This window comes from Bradyrhizobium sp. 62B (assembly GCF_030272265.2).
GTDB lineage: Bacteria > Pseudomonadota > Alphaproteobacteria > Rhizobiales > Xanthobacteraceae > Bradyrhizobium.
This window is the reverse complement of the sequence record NZ_CP092841.2, coordinates 992,962-1,010,129: the sequence shown is the minus strand read 5'-3', so window position 1 is coordinate 1,010,129 and position 17,168 is coordinate 992,962. Positions and strand designations below refer to the sequence as shown.

Genomic DNA, 17,168 nt, shown 5'->3' with positions numbered 1-17,168 from the left:
ATATTCCGCGCGGTGAACATGACGATCGACGCCCCCGTAGATGCCGTCCCGCCGCTCGCGCCGGTCGCCTCCCCCATCGCCAGCCTGCTGACCGCGCCGATCCTGCCGACGCTGCTGCGGCTCGCGATTCCCAACATGATCGCGATGGTCGGCAGCACGCTGGTCGCGATCGCCGAGACCTCCTATATCGGCCGGCTCGGCACCATCCCGCTCGCCGCGATCGCGCTGGTGTTTCCGTTCGCGATGCTGACGCAGATGATGAGCGCGGGTGCGATGGGCGGCGGCGTATCATCCGCGATCAGCCGCGCGCTCGGCGCCGGCGATCGGGACCGCGCCGCGACGCTGGCGCTGCATGCCGCCATCATCGGCCTTTGCGGCGGACTGTTCTTCACGGTGATGATGCTGGTCTTAGGCCACTCGTTCTTCACCCTGCTCGGCGGACGCGACCGCGTGCTGGAGGAAGCCAGCGGCTACTCGCAGGTGCTGTTCTCCGGCGCGGTCGCGATCTGGCTCGTCAATACGCTTGCCTCGGTGATCCGCGGCACCGGCGACATGCGCCTGCCCTCGATGACGCTGATCGCGGCGGGCGTGCTGCAGATCGCACTCGGCGGCACGCTGGGGCTCGGCCTGTTCGGCGTGCCGCAATTCGGTATGCCGGGCGTCGCAAGCGGCCAGTTGATCGCGTTCAGCTGCGCCGCGATCTTCTTCCTCTGGTATCTCTTGTCCGGCCGCAGCCGGCTGCACCTCGACGTCCGCGCCTTCCAATTCGAGCGCGCGATGTTTCTGGACATCCTCAAGGTCGGCGCGGTGGCCTGCCTGTCACCGCTCCAGACCGTGCTCACGATCTTGATCTTCACCAAGATCCTGGCGACCTTCGGCACTGAGATGCTGGCCGGCTACGGCATCGGCTCGCGGCTGGAATTCCTGCTGATCCCGATCACCTTCGCCTTCGGCATCGCCTCGGTGCCAATGGTCGGCATGGCGATGGGCGCCGGACATGTGAAGCGGGCGCGGCGTGTCGCCTGGACCGCAGCTGCGGCCTCGGGACTCACGGTCGGCCTGATCGGGCTCGTCATCGCGCTCGATCCCGCGCTGTGGGTTGCGCTCTTCACCCGGGATCCCGGCGTCACCGCCGCGGCGCACAGCTATTTCCATTGGGCCGGCCCGGCCTTCGTGTTCTTCGGCATCGGCGTGTCGCTCTATTTCTCATCCCAAGGCGCGGCGCGCGTCGGCGGACCTGTGCTGGCGTCCACCGCGCGACTTTTGATCGTCGCGATCGGCGGCATCGGCCTCATGATGGCGCAGGCGCCGGCCTGGACCTTGTTCGCGCTGGTCGGCGGCGCCATGGTCGTGTTCGGTCTGGCGACTGCGGCCTCGGTCGCATTTGTGCGCTGGGGCAAATGAGCGCAGGTGTGTAAACGCACATCGATAAACGCAGGAATGTGATTCCGGCCAGCGTTGCACTATCGCGCCGGCCTGCTATGGAGGCGCTCCATTTTCGAGGCCTCTTCCATGACTTCCAGATTCGCCGCTCTCATCGTCCTCCTCGTTGCGCTGCTTGGCGCGTCCGCCGCTCATGCGCAGAACGTCGACGGGACATGGCTGACCCAGGCGGGCGATGCGCGCGTCAAGATCACCAAATGCGGCGGCGGCATCTGCGGCGTCGTCGCCTGGCTGCGCGAGCCCTACGACACCGCGACCGGCCAGCCCGCCACCGACAGCAAGAATCCCAATCCCTCGCTCGCCAAGCGCCCGATGATCGGTCTGCCGCTGTTCAGCAGCATGCCGCCCTCCGGTCCGAACAAATGGTCGGGCCAGATCTACAATGCCGACGACGGCAGCACCTATGCCAGCAGCGTCACCGTGACGGGAGCGGATTCGCTGCGGGTCGAAGGCTGCGTCGGCGCGCTCTGCGGCGGCGAGACCTGGACGCGCGCGGGGCGGTAGCGGGTCTACGAGCTCTCGTGCTCCGGACGCAGCGCTGCACGTAGTGATGCGCTGCAGAGCCGGGGCCTATCGCGCTCTGGGTACCGGCTCTGCGCAGCGTCACTGCGTGCCGCAGCGCGTCCGGGACACGAGATCCCTCACGCCGGCATCGCCTTTAGCGCCGTCGCGGCCGAGGCATAGCCGCCCCGCGCGCCGTCGATGAAGTGCACATGGTCGCTGCGCAGCGCCGACGGTGTGAAGCAGGTCATCATGGCGGCGTCCTGCTGATGGAGGCCGTAGCGCACGACGCCTTCGCGCGCGGCGGCCGCGAGGCGATCGCTCAGCGCGCGCTCGAGCTGCGGGGTGCAGTCGAGGATCATGCGCAGGCCGTCGTCATACTTCCTGAAGTCCGAGTTCTCGACGACCTGACGCCGGTAGAGGTTGGGCACGAAGCCGCCGACCTTGAGGTCGAAGCGCATGATCAGATAGACAAACAGCGTGTAGGCCAGCACGCTCGCCCTGCGCGCAAGCAGCGGGCCACCGCGCCTGGTGCGGGCTTCGTATTCCAGGCCCTGCGGCGGCCATTTCAGCGGCGGTCCCTGCGGCGGCACCGGACGGGCGCCGTCCGGGCTGCGCTCGACGAGATGGATGATGTCCTCGATCACCTTGCGGAAGGCATGCGGCTCGGCGCCGCGCGCCGGCATCACCAGGATCGACAGGATCAGCCCGCGCGAGGCCGGCATCATCTCGAAGCGGCAGGACAGGCCGGACAGGTCGGGCTGCGTGCCCGCCGGCGCCTCGGCGACCGCGAACTCGCCGCGCTTCATCGCGGCGTCGGCAAAGGCGAGCCCGCCGCCGGAGAACATCGCATAGGACAGGTTCGCCGACGGACCGAAGCGCGCGACGCGCACGTCGAGGCCGTGCGCGCGAATGGCGCTCACCGGCACCAGCGCGACGCGCATCCTCAGGTCGAGATCCTCTCGCACCCAGGTGGCGGTCGCGGCGAGCGCGTCGCGTGCCGCATCGAGATCGCCGGGCGCGACCGCAAAGCTCGCGCCGTCGCCGCCGAACACGAAGGGGAATTCGCGCCCCGCCAAGGCATTCGTCACGGCCGCGATCACGGCCGCACCGGCCATGTTGACCGCTTTGTAGCGCTGCGCCGCGATCGCCTTTGTGGAATCGACGATATCGGCAACGCCGATGCTCCAATCGTCCGGCAGAGGCGCATAGAGCGCAGGGTCCATCAGGCTGGTGAAGCCGCGGAAAACGGGAATGCCGCCGTAGAAGGATTCGCCTGAGGTCATCGGGGACGCCGGATGGTTGGAATGCAAAACAAATACGGGGCAGGATCGATCCGGGTTCGCCGGCCGGCGGCCCCTTCAATCATTGGCCGAAACGGCTCCGGACAACAAGATGCCGCCGCGTTGCATTGCCGCAGCGGGTCGTTTGATCGGCATCAAACGGCAGTCCGGGAGTTGCGGCTATCGTCCCTCAGCTCCACGGCCTTACATGGGATGATCGAGGTGTCCGACTTCGGCAACAAGGACTCCACCTCTCCGGTCCGCCGGCGCACGGGTGTCGACCCGATCAGCGCGGTGAAAATGCCCGAACGATTGACGGAGGCCGTCGATGCCTGGGCTGAAGCCTATCGCCTGACCCGTGCGGAGGCGATCTGCAAGCTGATCGAGCTGGGCCTGAAGATCGCGCCGCCGGTGCCCGGTTCGGCGCATCCGATCGCCTCGGAGGCCACCAGGATCGAAGAGATCGCTGTCCACGAGATCGAGACGCTGCTCGATCCCGCATTGCCGGCGGACGAGCGCGAGCGCCGCATCCGCCGCCTCACCGAAGGGCCGCCGGAATTTTCCAACGAACGGATTGACCTCCCGAAGGACTCGCCGAAGCACCGGTCGTGACGGCTAGTGCAGCTTCTCGTTCTGACGCTTGCGCAAGGTATCGAGCGACGCGTCATGGCAGCCGACCAGGCGCACGAATTGCTGCGGGTACATTTCATAGCCGTGACTGCCGGAATTCTGATGCGTCATCGGCGGGCAGTGGACTTCATCCAAATCCGGCTTCGCGCGGGATGGCTCCGTCCGGCTCTGATTTGAAGCGGTCATGTTGGGCATGGCCATGGACTGCTCCCTGTCGATTAGGGCAGATCGATTGACGTAACCCAATCGATTGCGGGGCATCTTACGACCAAATCCGGCTGAATGTCATTGTGCCGGATCAACACAATGATGCCGGCCGAGTTCCGCCTATGCCGTATTCCCCGCGTCGATGGTGAACACGGTGCCGGTGACGTTGCGGCCGCCCTCCCCCAGCAGATATTCCACCATGCGCGCGACGTCGTCCGTCTCCGGCAGGCGGCGCAGCGCGCTGCGGCCGGCAATGCGCTTGCGCGCCTCATCGGACAGATTATGCGTCAGCTCGGTGTCGATGAAGCCCGGCGCGATCGCATTGACGGTGATGCCGACCTTGCCGACCTCGCGGGCCAGCGAGCGGGTGAAGCCGGTGGCAGCCGCCTTGGTCGCACCATAGACGGACAGGCCGTTATAGCCGGTCGTCGCAATGATCGAGGAGATGTTGATGATGCGCCCGGTGCCGTCCGCCATCATCTGCCGCGCCACATATTTGGTGAGGATGATCGGCGACAGCACGTTGAGCTGCACCAGCGCCTCGATCGCGGAATTATGCATGGTGGCGAGCAGGCCTTCGGTGCCGAGGCCGGCATTGTTGACGAGGCCGTAGACCGGGCCGAACTCGTCGCGCACGAGCTTTGCGAAAGCCGGGATCGCGTCGATCACCGCGAGGTCGCAGGCGCGGAAATGCAGCCGTCCGCCGGATTCGGCGATCGCCGCCTTGAGCTCGTCGCTTTCGCGCCGCGCCGCCGCGATCACGTTGTAGCCGGCATCAACGAGGCGCTTGCCGATCGCAAGACCGATGCCGCGGCTGCCGCCGGTGACGAGGACATTATGCATCGGTTCGCGCCAGTTTTCCGGCCGGAGTGACGTCGAGCGCCTCGACGAAGCGGATCACCGCCGGCACCTTGTGCGACGCGAGCTGTGTGCGGCACTGCGCCAGGATCTGGTCTCGGATCTCTTTCGCGCGCGCCGGATCAGTGCCCTCGGTGAGGATCACGTCGGCAACCACGATGCCGCCGGTGATCGGGCTCTTGCGCGACTTGGCGCGCGACATCCGCACGTCGGGATGGCGGTTGATCACCGCCTCGATCTCTTCGGGGTGGACTTTCAATCCGCCGATATTGATGATGCCGCCGCGGCGGCCGACGAAATAGTAGCGGTCACCGCGCAGCTCGACAATGTCGCCGCTGTCGACGAAACCGTCGTCATCGGTGAGCGCCGCGGCGCTGCGGCCGACATAGGCATGCGCGGTACGCGTCGAACGGATCCGGAGCGAGCCGTCGACCACCTTCATCTCGACGCCGTTGCGATTGCCGAGATAGTCGGCCGGAAAGCCCTCCAGCCCGTCATTGACGGCGAAACCGACGCCGGCTTCGGTCGAGGCATAGGCATGACCGACGGAGGAATTGGGGAATGCCGCCTTCAATCCGTCGAGCACCGCCTGGTCGGCGATTTCACCGGAGAGGCGGACGTAAGCCGGGGTAAATTGCGCGGCCGAACCGCTCATCAAGAGCTTGCGCCAGTGCGACGGCGTGCCGGAGATGTGCGAAACACCTCGCGCCTTCAGCCGCGCGACGTGATCGCCGAGCACCTCATGCGGGTCCGACAACACCATCGAGCCGCCGGAGAGGATTGCGCGAAGGAAGATCTGCAGGCCGCCATAGCGGCGGATGTCGTAGAACGTCGCCCAGACCGGCGCAGGTCCGCGCGCGGGGCCTTCGGCGACGATGGCACCGGTCAGCGCTTCCAGCGTATGGCCGACGATTTTCGGCACGCCCGAGGTGCCCGAGGTCAGCATCAGCCATTCCGTGGCGCGTTCGGTCTTGGCCGGCGCGGTGGTTTCGAGCGGCAATTGCGCGGTCACGACGAGCGCAACGCCCGAATTGGCCCAGCGATCGGGCCCGTCGGTGACGACGGCATCGATCCCGGCATCCGCGATCAGCGCGTCGAGATGATCAGGGTTGAGATCGGGCGGGCACAGCAGCATGCGGCGCGCGATGCCGTCGAGCTCGATCATGGCGAGGCCCGACCGGAGCTGGTCGGACAATTTGAGCAGCACGGAGCGGCCCGACAATTCATGCAGGCGGCCACCAAGGACCGTCTGCGCCAGGATGTCGGTCAGCGACACGACATGATGCGCGTCGGAGATCGAGCGTCCTTTCAGCTCCGCGCCGAGATGGTCGCGGAGTGCAAAGATCTCACGCGGGGACATTTTCGTAGGCCCGCACGAAATCGCCCACGGTGGCGGGGAATGCTGCGTCCTCGGAGATGGTGAAGGGGTCGACGCCGGTGTCGTCCTCGAGACGCGCGACCAGAATGGCGAAGGCGAGCGAGTCGAAGCCCGTCTCGTGCAGCGACAGATCGTCCGAAAGTGCGGGAAGCGTGACGTTCTGCTCCTTGGCGATCTGCTGGATCGCCTCGATGACCTTAGACCTTACCGACATGGCTGGCTCGCTTTGTTATTCGTTGGTGTTGCGGCGGCTCTTGCTGGCCGCCTCCCCATGGCGGCTTGTTTACCCGAGAGAAGTAAATGGCTTCTTGGACAATTCAGATAAAATTGGACCTATCTGCGGATTTTGCCGGGTTTAGAGCCTGATGGAGCCGTCCAGGATTCGTGCATAAGCCTCGGCGTCCAGCGGGACGTAGGCTCCGGATCTCGGGTCGACCATGAACAGCGGATCGGAGATCGCGGCGGGATCGAAGCCTTCCCGCGACAGGTCACCCTTCCTCTGCTTGAACGTCTCCGTCGCATCGAGCTCGCGCGAAATGCGGATGAAGACGGGATGTGCATAGGCCGGCAGGCGCTGCGCGAGATGCGCGGGCAATGCCGCAATGTCAAAACCCTCGTTGACGACGATCGCGCTCATGCCGGCACGGCCGTCGGCACCTGGGATGCCGACGCCATAGGTGGTGGCGTCGACCACGCCGGTGAAATCGCGCATCGCGTCGCTCACCTCGGAGGTCGCGACATTCTCGCCCTTCCAGCGGAACGTGTCGCCGATACGATCGACGAAATGGAAGACCCCCTTGTCGTCGATCCGCATCAAATCGCCGGTGCGAAACCAGGCATCGCCCTTGGCAAAGACATTTCGAAGGATCTTCTTCTCGGTTTCGCCAGCATCGGTATAGCCCTCGAAGCGGCCGCCGCCTTCATCGGCGGTGCCGATGCGGCCGATGGCTTCGCCGGCCTCGCCGCGGGCGCAGGCGAGGCAAAATCCCTCGTCGTTGCGCAGCGGCACGCCGCTATCAGGATCGAGCTTGACGAGATTGGCCGGGAAGCGATGTGCGAGCAGCGGCGGGATGCGGCCAATCGCGCCCGGTTGTCCCTCGACGTTGAACAGCGAGAAATTGCCTTCCGTCGCCGCATAGAATTCCAGGATACGGGGAATGGCGAAACGATCCTGGAAGTCTTCCCAGATGTCGCCGCGCAGGCCGTTGCCGCAGACGAGGCGGAGACGATGGCGGTTCTCGTATTCCGACGGCGCAGCCTTCAGCAGGTAGCGGCAGAGTTCGCCGATATATTGAAACAGCGTGCAGTCGTGCCGGACGATGTCGGACCAGAAATGGGAGGCCGAGAATTTCTCGGCGATCGCCACCGAGCCGCCGGCCGCGAGCATGCTGCAGGGCGCGACGATGCCGCCGACCGAATGGAACAAGGGCAGGCAATCATAGAGCCGGTCCTGCGGGCCCGCGCCGGTGAGACCGGCGAACCAAAAGCCCCAATTGAGGATACGGCGGTGGCTGATGCTGGCGGCCTTCGGCAGGCCCGTGGTGCCGGAGGTGTAGATCAGCAGCGCACGGTCGTTGATGGTGACCTCGCCATGCTCCTCCGGCGAAAGGGGAGCATCGTCCAGCGCTGCCAGCGCGACATCGATGGCACGCTCGCCGCGGGCATCGCCATGCGTCCAGACCTTGGCCTGCGTTTTCAGATGCGGCGCTGCGCCATCCAACATCTCCGTCAGTTGATGGGCCACGATGATATGCGAAGGCTTGGCGACGTCGATGCAATGCGCGAGCGAGAGCCCGACCAGCCTGGTGTTGAGGAGCGCGACCACACCGCCGACCCGACTGATGCCGAGCCATGCCGCGACGTAGTCGATGCCGTTCGGCATGATCAGCGCGACGGTGTCGCCCTTGGCCACACCGGCCGAGCGCGCCCAGCGCGCATAGCGGTTGATGCGCTTCGACAGGCCTGAATAGTCGAGACTTGCGTCATCCATCAGCAGCGCGACGCGGTCGGGCTGGCGCTGCGCCCAATCGTCGACGACGTCGGCGAACAGACGGCCTGGCAGGGTCTCGATCCGCGCGGTGAGCTCGATGGCCTTCAACCAGATCTTTGAAGCCGACGGCGCGCGCGCGACTTTCGGCTGCTCGATGACACCGGTGGTCATATTGTTCACTCTTCGGGCCGTCCGCTGATGTCCGGCAATCTAACCCGCGCGCTTTGCCCAGGTGTTAAGGGACAAGGTAAAACTCCGTTAGTGCGCGATTAACTCTAGTGATCCTTTACCAAGCCCATGGGATCGGCGTGCGCCGCAGCGCAATTCTTGCGATAGCAATTCCAATTGTCAGGCGCGCTGCGCGTGCCCCCCGCCCCGCAGGCGGGACGAAGTGAAGCGGAGACCGCCATGATTACCCGACGACATTTCATTCAGACCGCGGCCTGCGCCGCGGCTGCGCTCGCCGCGCCGCGCGCTTTTGCACTCGGCAATCCCTCCTATCCCTCGCACAGCGTGAAATGGGTGGTGCCTTATGCGCCGGGCGGCGCAACCGACCTGCTGTCGCGGCTGCTCTGCCAGCGGCTGTCCGACCGGCTCGGCCAGACCTTCGTCGTCGAGAACAAGCCGGGCGCCGGCAGCAATATCGGGACGCAGGCGGTCATCACCTCAGCCCCCGACGGCTACACGCTGCTGCTGACCTCGACCGCCAATGCGATCAATGCCTCGTTCGATCCGGCGCTGCCATATGATTTCGCCAAGAGCATCGCACCGGTCGCCGGCGTCGCACGAATTCCGATGGTTCTGGTCGTCAACAACGACCTGCCGGTGAAAACCGTCGCCGACTTCATCGCCTACGCCAAGGCCAATCCCGGCAAGATATCGGTTGCCTCCTCGGGCATCGGCACCTCGCTGCACCTCTCGGGCGAATTGTTCAAGTCGATGGCCGGCGTTGAGTTCACCCACGTCCCCTATCGTGGCTCGGCACCGGGCTTGACCGACGTGATGAGCGGGCAGATCCAGGGCATGTTCGACAACGTCACCTCGTCCTTCGAGCTGGTGCGCGCCGGCAAGCTGCGCGCGCTCGGCGTCACCACGCGCGAGCGCTCGGAGATCCTGCCCGACATTCCTTCGATCGCCGACACCCTGCCCGGCTTTGAGACGAGCTCGTTCTACGGCGTCGGCGCCCCGCGCGACACGCCGCGCGAGATCGTCGACCTGCTCAATCGCGAGATCGACGCTGCGCTGTCCGATCCCGGTATCAAGGCCCGCATCGCCGAGCTCGGCGCCATCCCGCTCCACGGCAACGCCAGTGAATTCGGCGGCATGCAGACGGCCGAAACCGACCGCTGGCGCAAGGTGGTGGAGTTGTCGGGGATCAGGAAGGAGTAGCCGTTCCCCGAGCACCGACCAGCTGCGATGGCAGAGTTTCGCGCCGCCTCAATCCGCCGTGAATTCGAGATCGAACCGGATCGGATTGATGGGCTTCGTGACGAACTGAACCGTCTTACCGTTCAGCCCGGCAAATGGACCGGATGCGAACTTGACGAGTCCCTTGCCCGAGGATGCGACCCCGACGGGCTTGCCGTCCTTCATCACGGCCTGGGCGGAACCTTCGGTGAGCTGCGTGATGAGGCGTCCGCCGGGAATGCGGTGGACCCCGCTACCGATCAGCATCGTTGCCTTGGGACCGTCCCACTCGACGACATTCGACGCGGAATAAACTGCGCCTTTGAAGATTCCCTCGACGCCGACGCAGACATAGTCCTGCGCAACCAGATTGTGATCGGCCCGGTCGCCAATCGGCTCCTGGGTGAAGAAGCCGGCTATGCTGCATTCGTAACGCGCGAGCACGTCCGCGCGGGCCGGCTGGAAGGCGATCATGACAAGGGTCGAGCCGATGAGCGCCTTGAGGGTGCACCAGTTCATGGAAATCTCCTCGCTTCATGCGCCCGATCCGATAGGGCCGGCATGATGCCGGACTCCTGACGTCGGGCTACGCGATGAGGATGCCCAGAAACGCATTGCGCGCGTTGACTTGGCGCAACGTTGCAGGCGACGAGAGCGGGGAGGCTAGCGGCCGCGCGGCTTGCGGGGAAGATGTGATGCTGGCGCCTCGACCGGATAATACGGATTGAGATCGCAGATCGCGGAGCGGCCGAAAGCGGTGGCGCGGCACTGTGGAATTGAGGTGAAGGAGCAATCGTACCATTCCCCACCTCCCCCGTTCGCACCTGAATAGACGTGCATGCAAACGGGGTAACGCGGATCAAAGGTCTGCGCGTGAGACGGCGCGGCCGCGAGCAGCGCGCCGGCGGTCATGATCAAGCCGAACGAGAGACGCATGAACGATATTCCTGGACGCTGCATCGGGATTGTTACTGGACCTTCTTGTGGCGCTTGCGCGGCGGCGGCTGGTCGAAGGCGTAATAGGGGTTGAGGTCGCAGCTGGCCGAGCGGCCCGAGGCGGTCGCACGGCACTGCGGCAGCGAGGTGAAGGAGCAGTCGAAATAGTCGCCGCCGCCACCGCCGAAGCCGCCGCCCGGCGTGTAGACGTGCATGCACACCGGGTAGCGCGGATCATAGGTCTGGGCGCTGGCATCGGCCGCGACGAACAGCGCGGCAATCGCAGTGAGCGTCAAGATCGACAGGCGCATGGACTTAATCCTCGAATCGACGGCGTCGGCGGGTCTGATGCCGACGGCCTGCTATGGCATAACACGAGGCCGGCGGCGACTGTTCCTAGGGGCAGATGACGGCAAGGTGAGCGCTAGCACCTGCGGTGCTATGCGCCGAGCCCCTGCAACACCAGCCGGTTCAGCCGCGCGGCAAACGCCGCCGGGTCCTCCGGCAATTCGCCGTCCAGTATCTGCGCCTGTTCGAGCAGGAGCAGGCTGAGATCGTCGACCACATTCGAGCCGGCTTGCGCCTTGGTGAGCGCAGTCACCAGCGGATGGCGCAGATTGATCTCGAGGATCGGCTTGGTGCGCATGCCCCGGTTTTGCTGCGACAGGATGCGCTCGAGCTCGCGGCTCGGGCCCTGGCTGTCGGCGACGAGGCAGGAGGCCGAGCTGGTGAGGCGCGTCGAGGCCTTGACGTCGCCGACGCGCTCGCCGAGCGAGGCCTTGATCACGGCGATGGTGGCGGCCTCGTCCGCGGCCGGCTCCTCCTTCTTCGCCTCGTCCGCCTCATCGACGCGCGGGATCAGGTCGAGGTTGAGATCGCCCTGGCTCAGCGACTTCAGCGGCTTGCCCTCGAACTCCGACGGCATGGAGGTCCAGAAGGCGTCGACGGGATCGGACAGCAGCAGCACCTCGATGCCGCGCGCGGTTGCCGCCTCGAGCCGCGGATTGGACTTCAGCCGCTCGATGCTGTCGCCGACGAGATAGTAGATCTCGGTCTGGTTCGGCTTGAAATCGGCGATGACCTGCTTCAGCGACCGCTTCTCGCCCGACGTCGTGGTGAAGCGGGACAGCGCCAGCAGCTTTTCGCGCCGTTCGAAATCCTCGTAAATGCCCTCCTTGAGCACCGCGCCGAACGCGTCCCAGATCTTGGCAAAATTGTCCGGATCCTTCTCGGCGAGGCTTTCGAGCTCCGACACGACGCGGGTCGCCACCGCCTTGCGGATCTGCGCGAGCTGCGGATTGTTCTGGAGCATCTCGCGGGAGATGTTGAGCGGGAGATCCTCGCTGTCGACGACGCCGCGGATGAAGCGCAGATAGCCCGGCAGCAGATCCGCATCATCGGTGATGAAGACCCGGCGGACGTAAAGCTTCACCCGGCCCTTGCGGTTCGGCTCGAACAGGTCGAACGGCTTGGTCGAGGGCGCAAACAGCAGCACGGCGTAGGAGTAGCGGCCCTCGGCACGGTAATGCAGCGTCATCGCGGGATCGTCGAAGGCGGACGCGATCTGCTGATAGGCCTTCTTGTAGTCCTCCGCCGTCAGCTCGGATTTCGAGCGTTGCCACAACGCGCTCGCCGAATTGATCTGGCGCGGATCGCCTTCTTCCGGCACGAGTTCGATGGGAAACAGGATGTTGTCGGAATAGGCGTGGACGATGCGCTCGATCTCGTAGGGCTCGAGATATTTCTTGGCATCGTCCTTCAGGTGCAGGACGATCTCGGTACCGCGGGTCACGCGTGCCGCTTCTTCCTCACTGGCACGGGCGATCTCGAAGCCGGAGCCGCCGGAGGACGTCCAGGTCCAGACGTCGCTCTCGCCGGCGCGCCGGCTGACCACGACGATCTTCTCGGCGACCATGAAGGCGGAATAGAAGCCGACGCCGAACTGGCCGATCAGGCCGAGGCCGTCCTTGGCCTCCTTCAGTTTCGACACGAATGCCTTGGTGCCGGAGCGGGCGATGGTGCCGAGATGATCGATCAGCTCCTGCCGCTCCATACCGATGCCATTGTCGGCGATCGTGAGCGTCGCGGCTTGCTTGTTGGGAATGATGCGGATCTTGAGCGCGTCGCCCTCGCCCAGCAGCGCCGGGCTGGCGATTGCCTCGTAGCGCAGCTTGTCGCAGGCGTCGGAGGCGTTGGAGACGAGCTCGCGCAGGAAGATATCGGTCTCGGAATAGACGGAGTGCACCATGAGGTGCAGAAGCTCGGAAACCTCGGCCTGGAAGGGCTGCGTATGCACAGCCGTATCGGACGTCGTCATGCGTTTACCCGGTCAAATGAAAGGGAAGAAACCCGGGATATAACGCGAGGCGACGGGGGATCAAGTGGACGCGGAAAATCGCCCTGCCGGCGGAAGGGCGATCTGTCCGACAGCGCGGCGGATCAGGTTACACAGCGACCGGGCTGAAGCAGCTTTGCGACCTCGGTCAGCGAGCTGACCATCGGCTCGCAGGCGATCGTCGGCCTGCTGCGCGCCTTCTTCTGGTTCTGCAGCAGCGTCGGCGGCTTGGCGTTGCCGGTCTCGATCACCGCGGGGACCCGCAGCAGCACAGAGGTGTCGGCGAGATCGTTCAGCCGCATCGAGACGGTGCGGGTGGGAACCGCGGCCGGCTTGAGCTCGGCGAGGCGGTCGGCCTTGCCGGCGCGATTGACGTTATGGCTTGGGACGTTTTGACCTGAGACGTTTTGGCTCGGGGCGTATTTCGAGCCCTGGGTGGGCACATCGGCGACCGCCTGCCAGCGGTCGGCCAGATCGTGGCCGGAGGCCAATTGCGCCGCGCAAAGGGTTGCGGCAACCGCGACGGCGCCCAAAAATACCTTATGAATCTGTGACATGACTGTCTGTCCCTCGCCCCATGGCGATCGCGGGAACAACGCGAGTAAAGGATCGGGGGTTCTCAGTGATTACGATCACTTAACCGTGTGCGAAAAATGCAGCAGGGTGCGCAAAATATTTCGCAAGGCCTGGAACGACTCCCGCGGACAGGAGTCGTCTCTGCAGCCGGCTATTCCCCCCTGCCCCATAAGCCGGCGACGTAGGGCGCGACTGTGGTGATGCCAGTCGCGCCTTACTTTTGTCTGGAGGGCACTTGGGTCAAGTTATTTGGGCCCGACTTATTTCGCGCTGCCCGCGAGCCAGTCCCGCCCCTCGCCATAGAGCTTCTCGACCTCGGGCCCGGTCAGGCCCGGCATGTCGCGCTTGACCTTGTAGCCGATCAGCTCCTGCATGTAGGCGAGGTGGCGATAGCCTTCGGGCAGCGCGGCGAGCGCCGTCTGGTCGAGACGAAGGGATGCCGCGGGGTCGACCGGGTCGATCCGATCCTTCTCATAAATAGGCTGGCGGCGCACGATCCCCCATCTCCCAACTCCTGATGGGTCCTGCCGCTTCTCCAGGAAATCGTAGAACCGCCCGGTGCAGACGACGTCGCACAGCACGTCATGCACAGGAGCGCGCTGCGAGATCGTCATCTTGGTCTGGGCGATGGCCCGCTCGCCGGCAAGGTCGATGCTGGTGCCGCCGAGGAAATGCAGGATACGCACCCCCTTGGCGAACCCCTCCTGGCTGACCCGCATGAAATCCCGCGCCGGCCCCTGAAACCAGGTGGCGGACATCCAGCCCTCCTCGTGCCAGACCGTGGCGAACCGCTCCCAGTCTCCGGCATCGCGCCAGACCGCCCAGTTCTCGACGAGGTCGCGGATGCCGAGACGATCGAGCAGTTGCTGGTCCATGGCATGTCTCCGATGAGGATCATGCAGGAGGTATGAGCGGCGCAGCCGACGCGCGTCAAGCGCTGCAGACGGCACGAAAAAGTCCGGCGTGCCTTGCGGCACGCCGGACTAAATCATTCCACGAACGGCGCTTGCCTTACGCCGCCGGCGCCTTCGGCGTGCGGTTGCGCGAGTTGCGCTGGAAGAACAGCGCCTGGCTCGCCACCGCCGATACCATCGCGGGCTGGAACGGTTTCGAGATCAGGAACGCCGGCTCGGGGCGCTCGCCGGTGAGGAAGCGCTCCGGGTAGGCAGTGATGAACACCACCGGCACCTCGAACGTGCGCAGCAGCTCGTTGACGGCATCGAGGCCCGAGGAGCCGTCGGCGAGCTGGATGTCGGCAAGGATCAGGCCGGGCCGCTTGTTCTTGGCCAGCGCGACCGCATCGGCATGGGTTCGCGCGACGCCGACGACGTTGTGGCCGAGATTCTTCACCAGGCTCTCGAGGTCCATGGCGATGAAGGTCTCGTCCTCGATGATCAGCACGTCGGTCGCGATCTCGGCCGCCATCTCACGGCCCGCAGCGTCTGCAAGCCGCCGGGTCTCGGCGACGTCGGTGCCGAGGATGTAGCCGACTTCCTCTTCCGAGAATCCCTCGAGCGAGAGCAGCAGGAAGGCCTGCCGCGGCAGCGGCGTGATGTTCGACAGCCGCCGCTCCGGCGGCATCGGCAGGGTCGTCACCTCCGAATCGTCGTTGACGGAGACCGAATTCCAGATCTGGGTGAATAGACGGAACAGCCCGGCGCGCGGCCCACGGCTCTCGTCGAGCACCGACGGGTCCCCCAGCATGGCTTCCAACATGGCTGCGACATAGGCGTCACCGGAGGCCTGGCTGCCCGTCAGGGCGCGCGCATACCGGCGCAACAACGGCAAGTGTTCAGCAACGAGCTGTGAACGGGACATCCCCACTCCATTCATCTTCGGGCCATCCTGGCAACGCGGGGGGCCCGGTTCCCCTGCTGGGCTGTTTACGCCTCAGCCCAACAAAAGTTCCGCTGGAGGCGGAACTTTTTCTCGAACCTGGAATTGAGCCTATCCAGGGAACGGCTCCCGGTTGAGAAAACTTCTCGATTTTACAGTCACTTAACTCGGGGAAACGTGGAACAGGTCATGAAAGATCTCAAGTCACAAGCAACCAGAAGCACGACCCCCGGCAAGGGAGGGCTCACTCCGGAGATTCAATCCCGGATCGGGCATCAGCTGCGCGCCATGTATGATGACGTGGTGCGGCAGGGGGTTCCGGATCGGTTCGCGGAACTGATCAAGAAGCTTGATGCCCAGGGAGCGACACCCCAAGTGGAAAATGACGGGGGATCTAACGACAACAACAATGGGAGGGATTAATGCCTCTCACGGACTCCCTGCGTAACGACATCCTGGCGGCCGTACCCAGTCTGCGTGCGTTCGCCATTTCGCTCAGCGGCAATGCGGACCGCGCCGATGATCTGGTGCAGGAGACGCTGCTCCGCGCGCTTGCCAACATCGACTCGTTCCAGCCCGGCTCCAACCTGCCGGCGTGGCTGTTCACGATCCTGCGCAACCTGTTCCGCTCGGACTATCGCAAGCGGCGGCGCGAGGTCGAGGATGCCGAAGGCAACTACGCCAAGACGCTGAAGACACAGCCGTCGCAGAACGCGCATCTCGAGTTCGAGGAGTTTCGCACGGCGCTCGAGAAGCTTCCGCAGGACCAGCGTGAAGCGTTGATCCTGGTCGGCGCCTCCGGCTTTTCCTACGAGGACGCGGCTTCGATCTGCGGCTGCGCCGTCGGCACGATCAAGAGTCGCGTGAACCGTGCGCGCTCGAAGCTCGCCGCGCTGCTCTATGTGGACGGCGCCGAGGATTTTGGCCCGGACGAGACCGTACGGGCCGTGATCGGCGGCAGCGGCGGCTAACGGGCCGGCGTCAATCGGGCTCGAATGAAGATGAAGGCGGCCGTTCCCACGGCCGCCTTCATGCGTCTGCAGGACGGATGACGCTGCCGATCACTCGTCCACGAAGGTCACGGTCTCGGCCACGCTCGCCCGCGAGGTACGGTAGCTGTTGACCTTATGCGCGTGGTCGGCATAGCCGAACGAGATGCCGCAGACGACGCGGCGGTCGTCGGGCAGATCGAAGTGGCGGCGGATCAGGCCGGAATGCCGCGCCAGCGCGGCCTGCGGAATCGTGCCGAGCCCGAGCGCCTGCGCGGCCAGCATGAAATTGGAGACATAGGCGCCGCAATCGATCGCCCCGTAGATGCCGAGCGGCTCGTTGGTGTGGATGATGGCGACATGCGGCGCGCCGAAGAAATTGTAGTTCTCCAGCGCCTGCCTGGCGTAGGCGCTTTTGTCGCCACGGGCGATGCCGAGCGTGTTGTAGAGCTGGAAACCGCTTTCGCGGCGGCGGTCGAGATAGACACCGACATATTCGCGCGGCGGCGTGAAATCATAGTCGTCGCCGAGGCCGCCTGAGGCTTCCTGGTAGATCGCCTTGCGGAAGCGCTCCTTGGCCTCGCCGCTGGCGATGATGACCTGCCAGGGCTGGCTGTTGCACCAGGACGCAGTGCGCTGCGCCGTCGTCAGCACATGCTCGATGGTCGCGCGATCGACCGGCTTGGGGAGGAAGGCGCGGACGGAATAGCGCTCGTTGAGCAGCTCTTCGAGCACGCCGATGCGGTTTTGGGTCTGACTCACTTTTGCGTCCATGGATCTGCTCGCTATTGGCCTCGCA

Annotated in this window: 20 protein-coding genes; 6 read left to right on the top strand and 14 right to left on the bottom strand. The window is 65.1% G+C overall.

The window, feature by feature from the left end:
- The first annotated feature begins 18 nt into the window (after nt 1-18).
- Both ML401_RS04775 and ML401_RS04770 read left to right on the top strand, forming a co-directional pair.
- Nucleotides 19-1,404, top strand: a complete 1,386-nt coding sequence (locus ML401_RS04775; RefSeq protein WP_285810256.1) for an MATE family efflux transporter — start codon at nt 19-21, stop codon at nt 1,402-1,404.
- Nucleotides 1,405-1,512: 108 nt separating this feature from the next.
- Nucleotides 1,513-1,947: a DUF2147 domain-containing protein gene (locus ML401_RS04770; protein WP_285810255.1), complete on the top strand. Its 435-nt coding sequence runs from the start codon at nt 1,513-1,515 to the stop codon at nt 1,945-1,947.
- A 137-nt stretch (nt 1,948-2,084) separates the two neighbouring features.
- On the opposite strand, the gene ML401_RS04765 is transcribed toward ML401_RS04770, so the two are convergent.
- A complete protein-coding gene (locus ML401_RS04765) occupies nt 2,085-3,230 on the bottom strand; it encodes a DUF3095 domain-containing protein (protein WP_285810254.1) in 1,146 nt (381 codons plus the stop codon).
- Between the two features lie 210 nt (nt 3,231-3,440).
- Here ML401_RS04765 and ML401_RS04760 point away from each other — a divergent pair, with 210 nt between their 5' ends.
- Entirely contained in the window at nt 3,441-3,839 is a 399-nt protein-coding gene (locus ML401_RS04760) for a hypothetical protein (protein ID WP_211418854.1), read from the top strand.
- 3 nt (nt 3,840-3,842) lie between these two features.
- On the opposite strand, the gene ML401_RS04755 is transcribed toward ML401_RS04760, so the two are convergent.
- The 5 genes from ML401_RS04755 to ML401_RS04735 all read right to left on the bottom strand — a co-directional run bounded on the left by ML401_RS04755 (nt 3,843) and on the right by ML401_RS04735 (nt 8,470).
- Entirely contained in the window at nt 3,843-4,058 is a 216-nt protein-coding gene (locus ML401_RS04755; RefSeq protein WP_211418643.1) for a hypothetical protein, read from the bottom strand.
- Nucleotides 4,059-4,184: 126 nt separating this feature from the next.
- Nucleotides 4,185-4,907: an SDR family NAD(P)-dependent oxidoreductase gene (locus ML401_RS04750; RefSeq protein ID WP_212065935.1), complete on the bottom strand. Its 723-nt coding sequence runs from the start codon at nt 4,905-4,907 to the stop codon at nt 4,185-4,187.
- A complete protein-coding gene (locus ML401_RS04745) occupies nt 4,900-6,282 on the bottom strand; it encodes a class I adenylate-forming enzyme family protein (RefSeq protein ID WP_285810253.1) in 1,383 nt (460 codons plus the stop codon). Before ML401_RS04745 ends, ML401_RS04750 begins: the two co-directional genes overlap by 8 nt.
- A complete protein-coding gene (locus ML401_RS04740) occupies nt 6,269-6,514 on the bottom strand; it encodes an acyl carrier protein (RefSeq protein ID WP_194405899.1) in 246 nt (81 codons plus the stop codon). Before ML401_RS04740 ends, ML401_RS04745 begins: the two co-directional genes overlap by 14 nt.
- Before the next feature lie 141 nt (nt 6,515-6,655).
- Complete coding sequence (locus tag ML401_RS04735; protein WP_285810252.1) at nt 6,656-8,470, bottom strand: long-chain-acyl-CoA synthetase; 1,815 nt, start codon at nt 8,468-8,470, stop codon at nt 6,656-6,658.
- A 228-nt stretch (nt 8,471-8,698) separates the two neighbouring features.
- Between ML401_RS04735 and ML401_RS04730 the strand changes: the two genes are divergently transcribed.
- Nucleotides 8,699-9,679 carry a tripartite tricarboxylate transporter substrate binding protein gene (locus ML401_RS04730; RefSeq protein ID WP_285810251.1) on the top strand — a complete coding sequence of 327 codons (981 nt, stop codon included), beginning with the start codon at nt 8,699-8,701 and terminating at the stop codon, nt 9,677-9,679.
- A 48-nt stretch (nt 9,680-9,727) separates the two neighbouring features.
- On the opposite strand, the gene ML401_RS04725 is transcribed toward ML401_RS04730, so the two are convergent.
- The 7 genes from ML401_RS04725 to ML401_RS04695 form a co-directional block, all read right to left on the bottom strand.
- Entirely contained in the window at nt 9,728-10,216 is a 489-nt protein-coding gene (locus ML401_RS04725) for a hypothetical protein (protein WP_194405897.1), read from the bottom strand.
- Between the two features lie 144 nt (nt 10,217-10,360).
- The gene (locus ML401_RS04720; protein WP_285810250.1) at nt 10,361-10,633 is read right to left on the bottom strand and encodes a DUF3551 domain-containing protein; all 273 of its coding nucleotides are present in this window, start codon (nt 10,631-10,633) and stop codon (nt 10,361-10,363) included.
- Between the two features lie 32 nt (nt 10,634-10,665).
- Nucleotides 10,666-10,944, bottom strand: a complete 279-nt coding sequence (locus ML401_RS04715) for a DUF3551 domain-containing protein (protein ID WP_194405895.1) — start codon at nt 10,942-10,944, stop codon at nt 10,666-10,668.
- Between the two features lie 128 nt (nt 10,945-11,072).
- On the bottom strand, nt 11,073-12,950 hold the full coding sequence (gene htpG, locus ML401_RS04710) for a molecular chaperone HtpG (protein ID WP_211418649.1): 1,878 nt from the start codon (nt 12,948-12,950) through the stop codon (nt 11,073-11,075).
- Between the two features lie 122 nt (nt 12,951-13,072).
- Entirely contained in the window at nt 13,073-13,525 is a 453-nt protein-coding gene (locus ML401_RS04705) for a hypothetical protein (RefSeq protein ID WP_285810249.1), read from the bottom strand.
- A gap of 279 nt (nt 13,526-13,804) precedes the next feature.
- Entirely contained in the window at nt 13,805-14,419 is a 615-nt protein-coding gene (locus ML401_RS04700) for a nuclear transport factor 2 family protein (protein WP_285810248.1), read from the bottom strand.
- 136 nt (nt 14,420-14,555) lie between these two features.
- Nucleotides 14,556-15,362, bottom strand: a complete 807-nt coding sequence (locus tag ML401_RS04695) for a response regulator (RefSeq protein ID WP_285810247.1) — start codon at nt 15,360-15,362, stop codon at nt 14,556-14,558.
- A gap of 207 nt (nt 15,363-15,569) precedes the next feature.
- Here ML401_RS04695 and ML401_RS04690 point away from each other — a divergent pair, with 207 nt between their 5' ends.
- Nucleotides 15,570-15,803, top strand: coding sequence for a NepR family anti-sigma factor (locus ML401_RS04690; RefSeq protein ID WP_164718820.1), 234 nt, complete (start codon nt 15,570-15,572; stop codon nt 15,801-15,803).
- Complete coding sequence (locus ML401_RS04685; protein WP_011090521.1) at nt 15,803-16,351, top strand: sigma-70 family RNA polymerase sigma factor; 549 nt, start codon at nt 15,803-15,805, stop codon at nt 16,349-16,351. Before ML401_RS04690 ends, ML401_RS04685 begins: the two co-directional genes overlap by 1 nt.
- Before the next feature lie 90 nt (nt 16,352-16,441).
- Here the strand turns inward: ML401_RS04685 and ML401_RS04680 are convergent, their stop codons facing one another.
- Complete coding sequence (locus tag ML401_RS04680; protein WP_285810233.1) at nt 16,442-17,143, bottom strand: nitroreductase; 702 nt, start codon at nt 17,141-17,143, stop codon at nt 16,442-16,444.
- Nucleotides 17,144-17,168 lie beyond the last annotated feature (25 nt).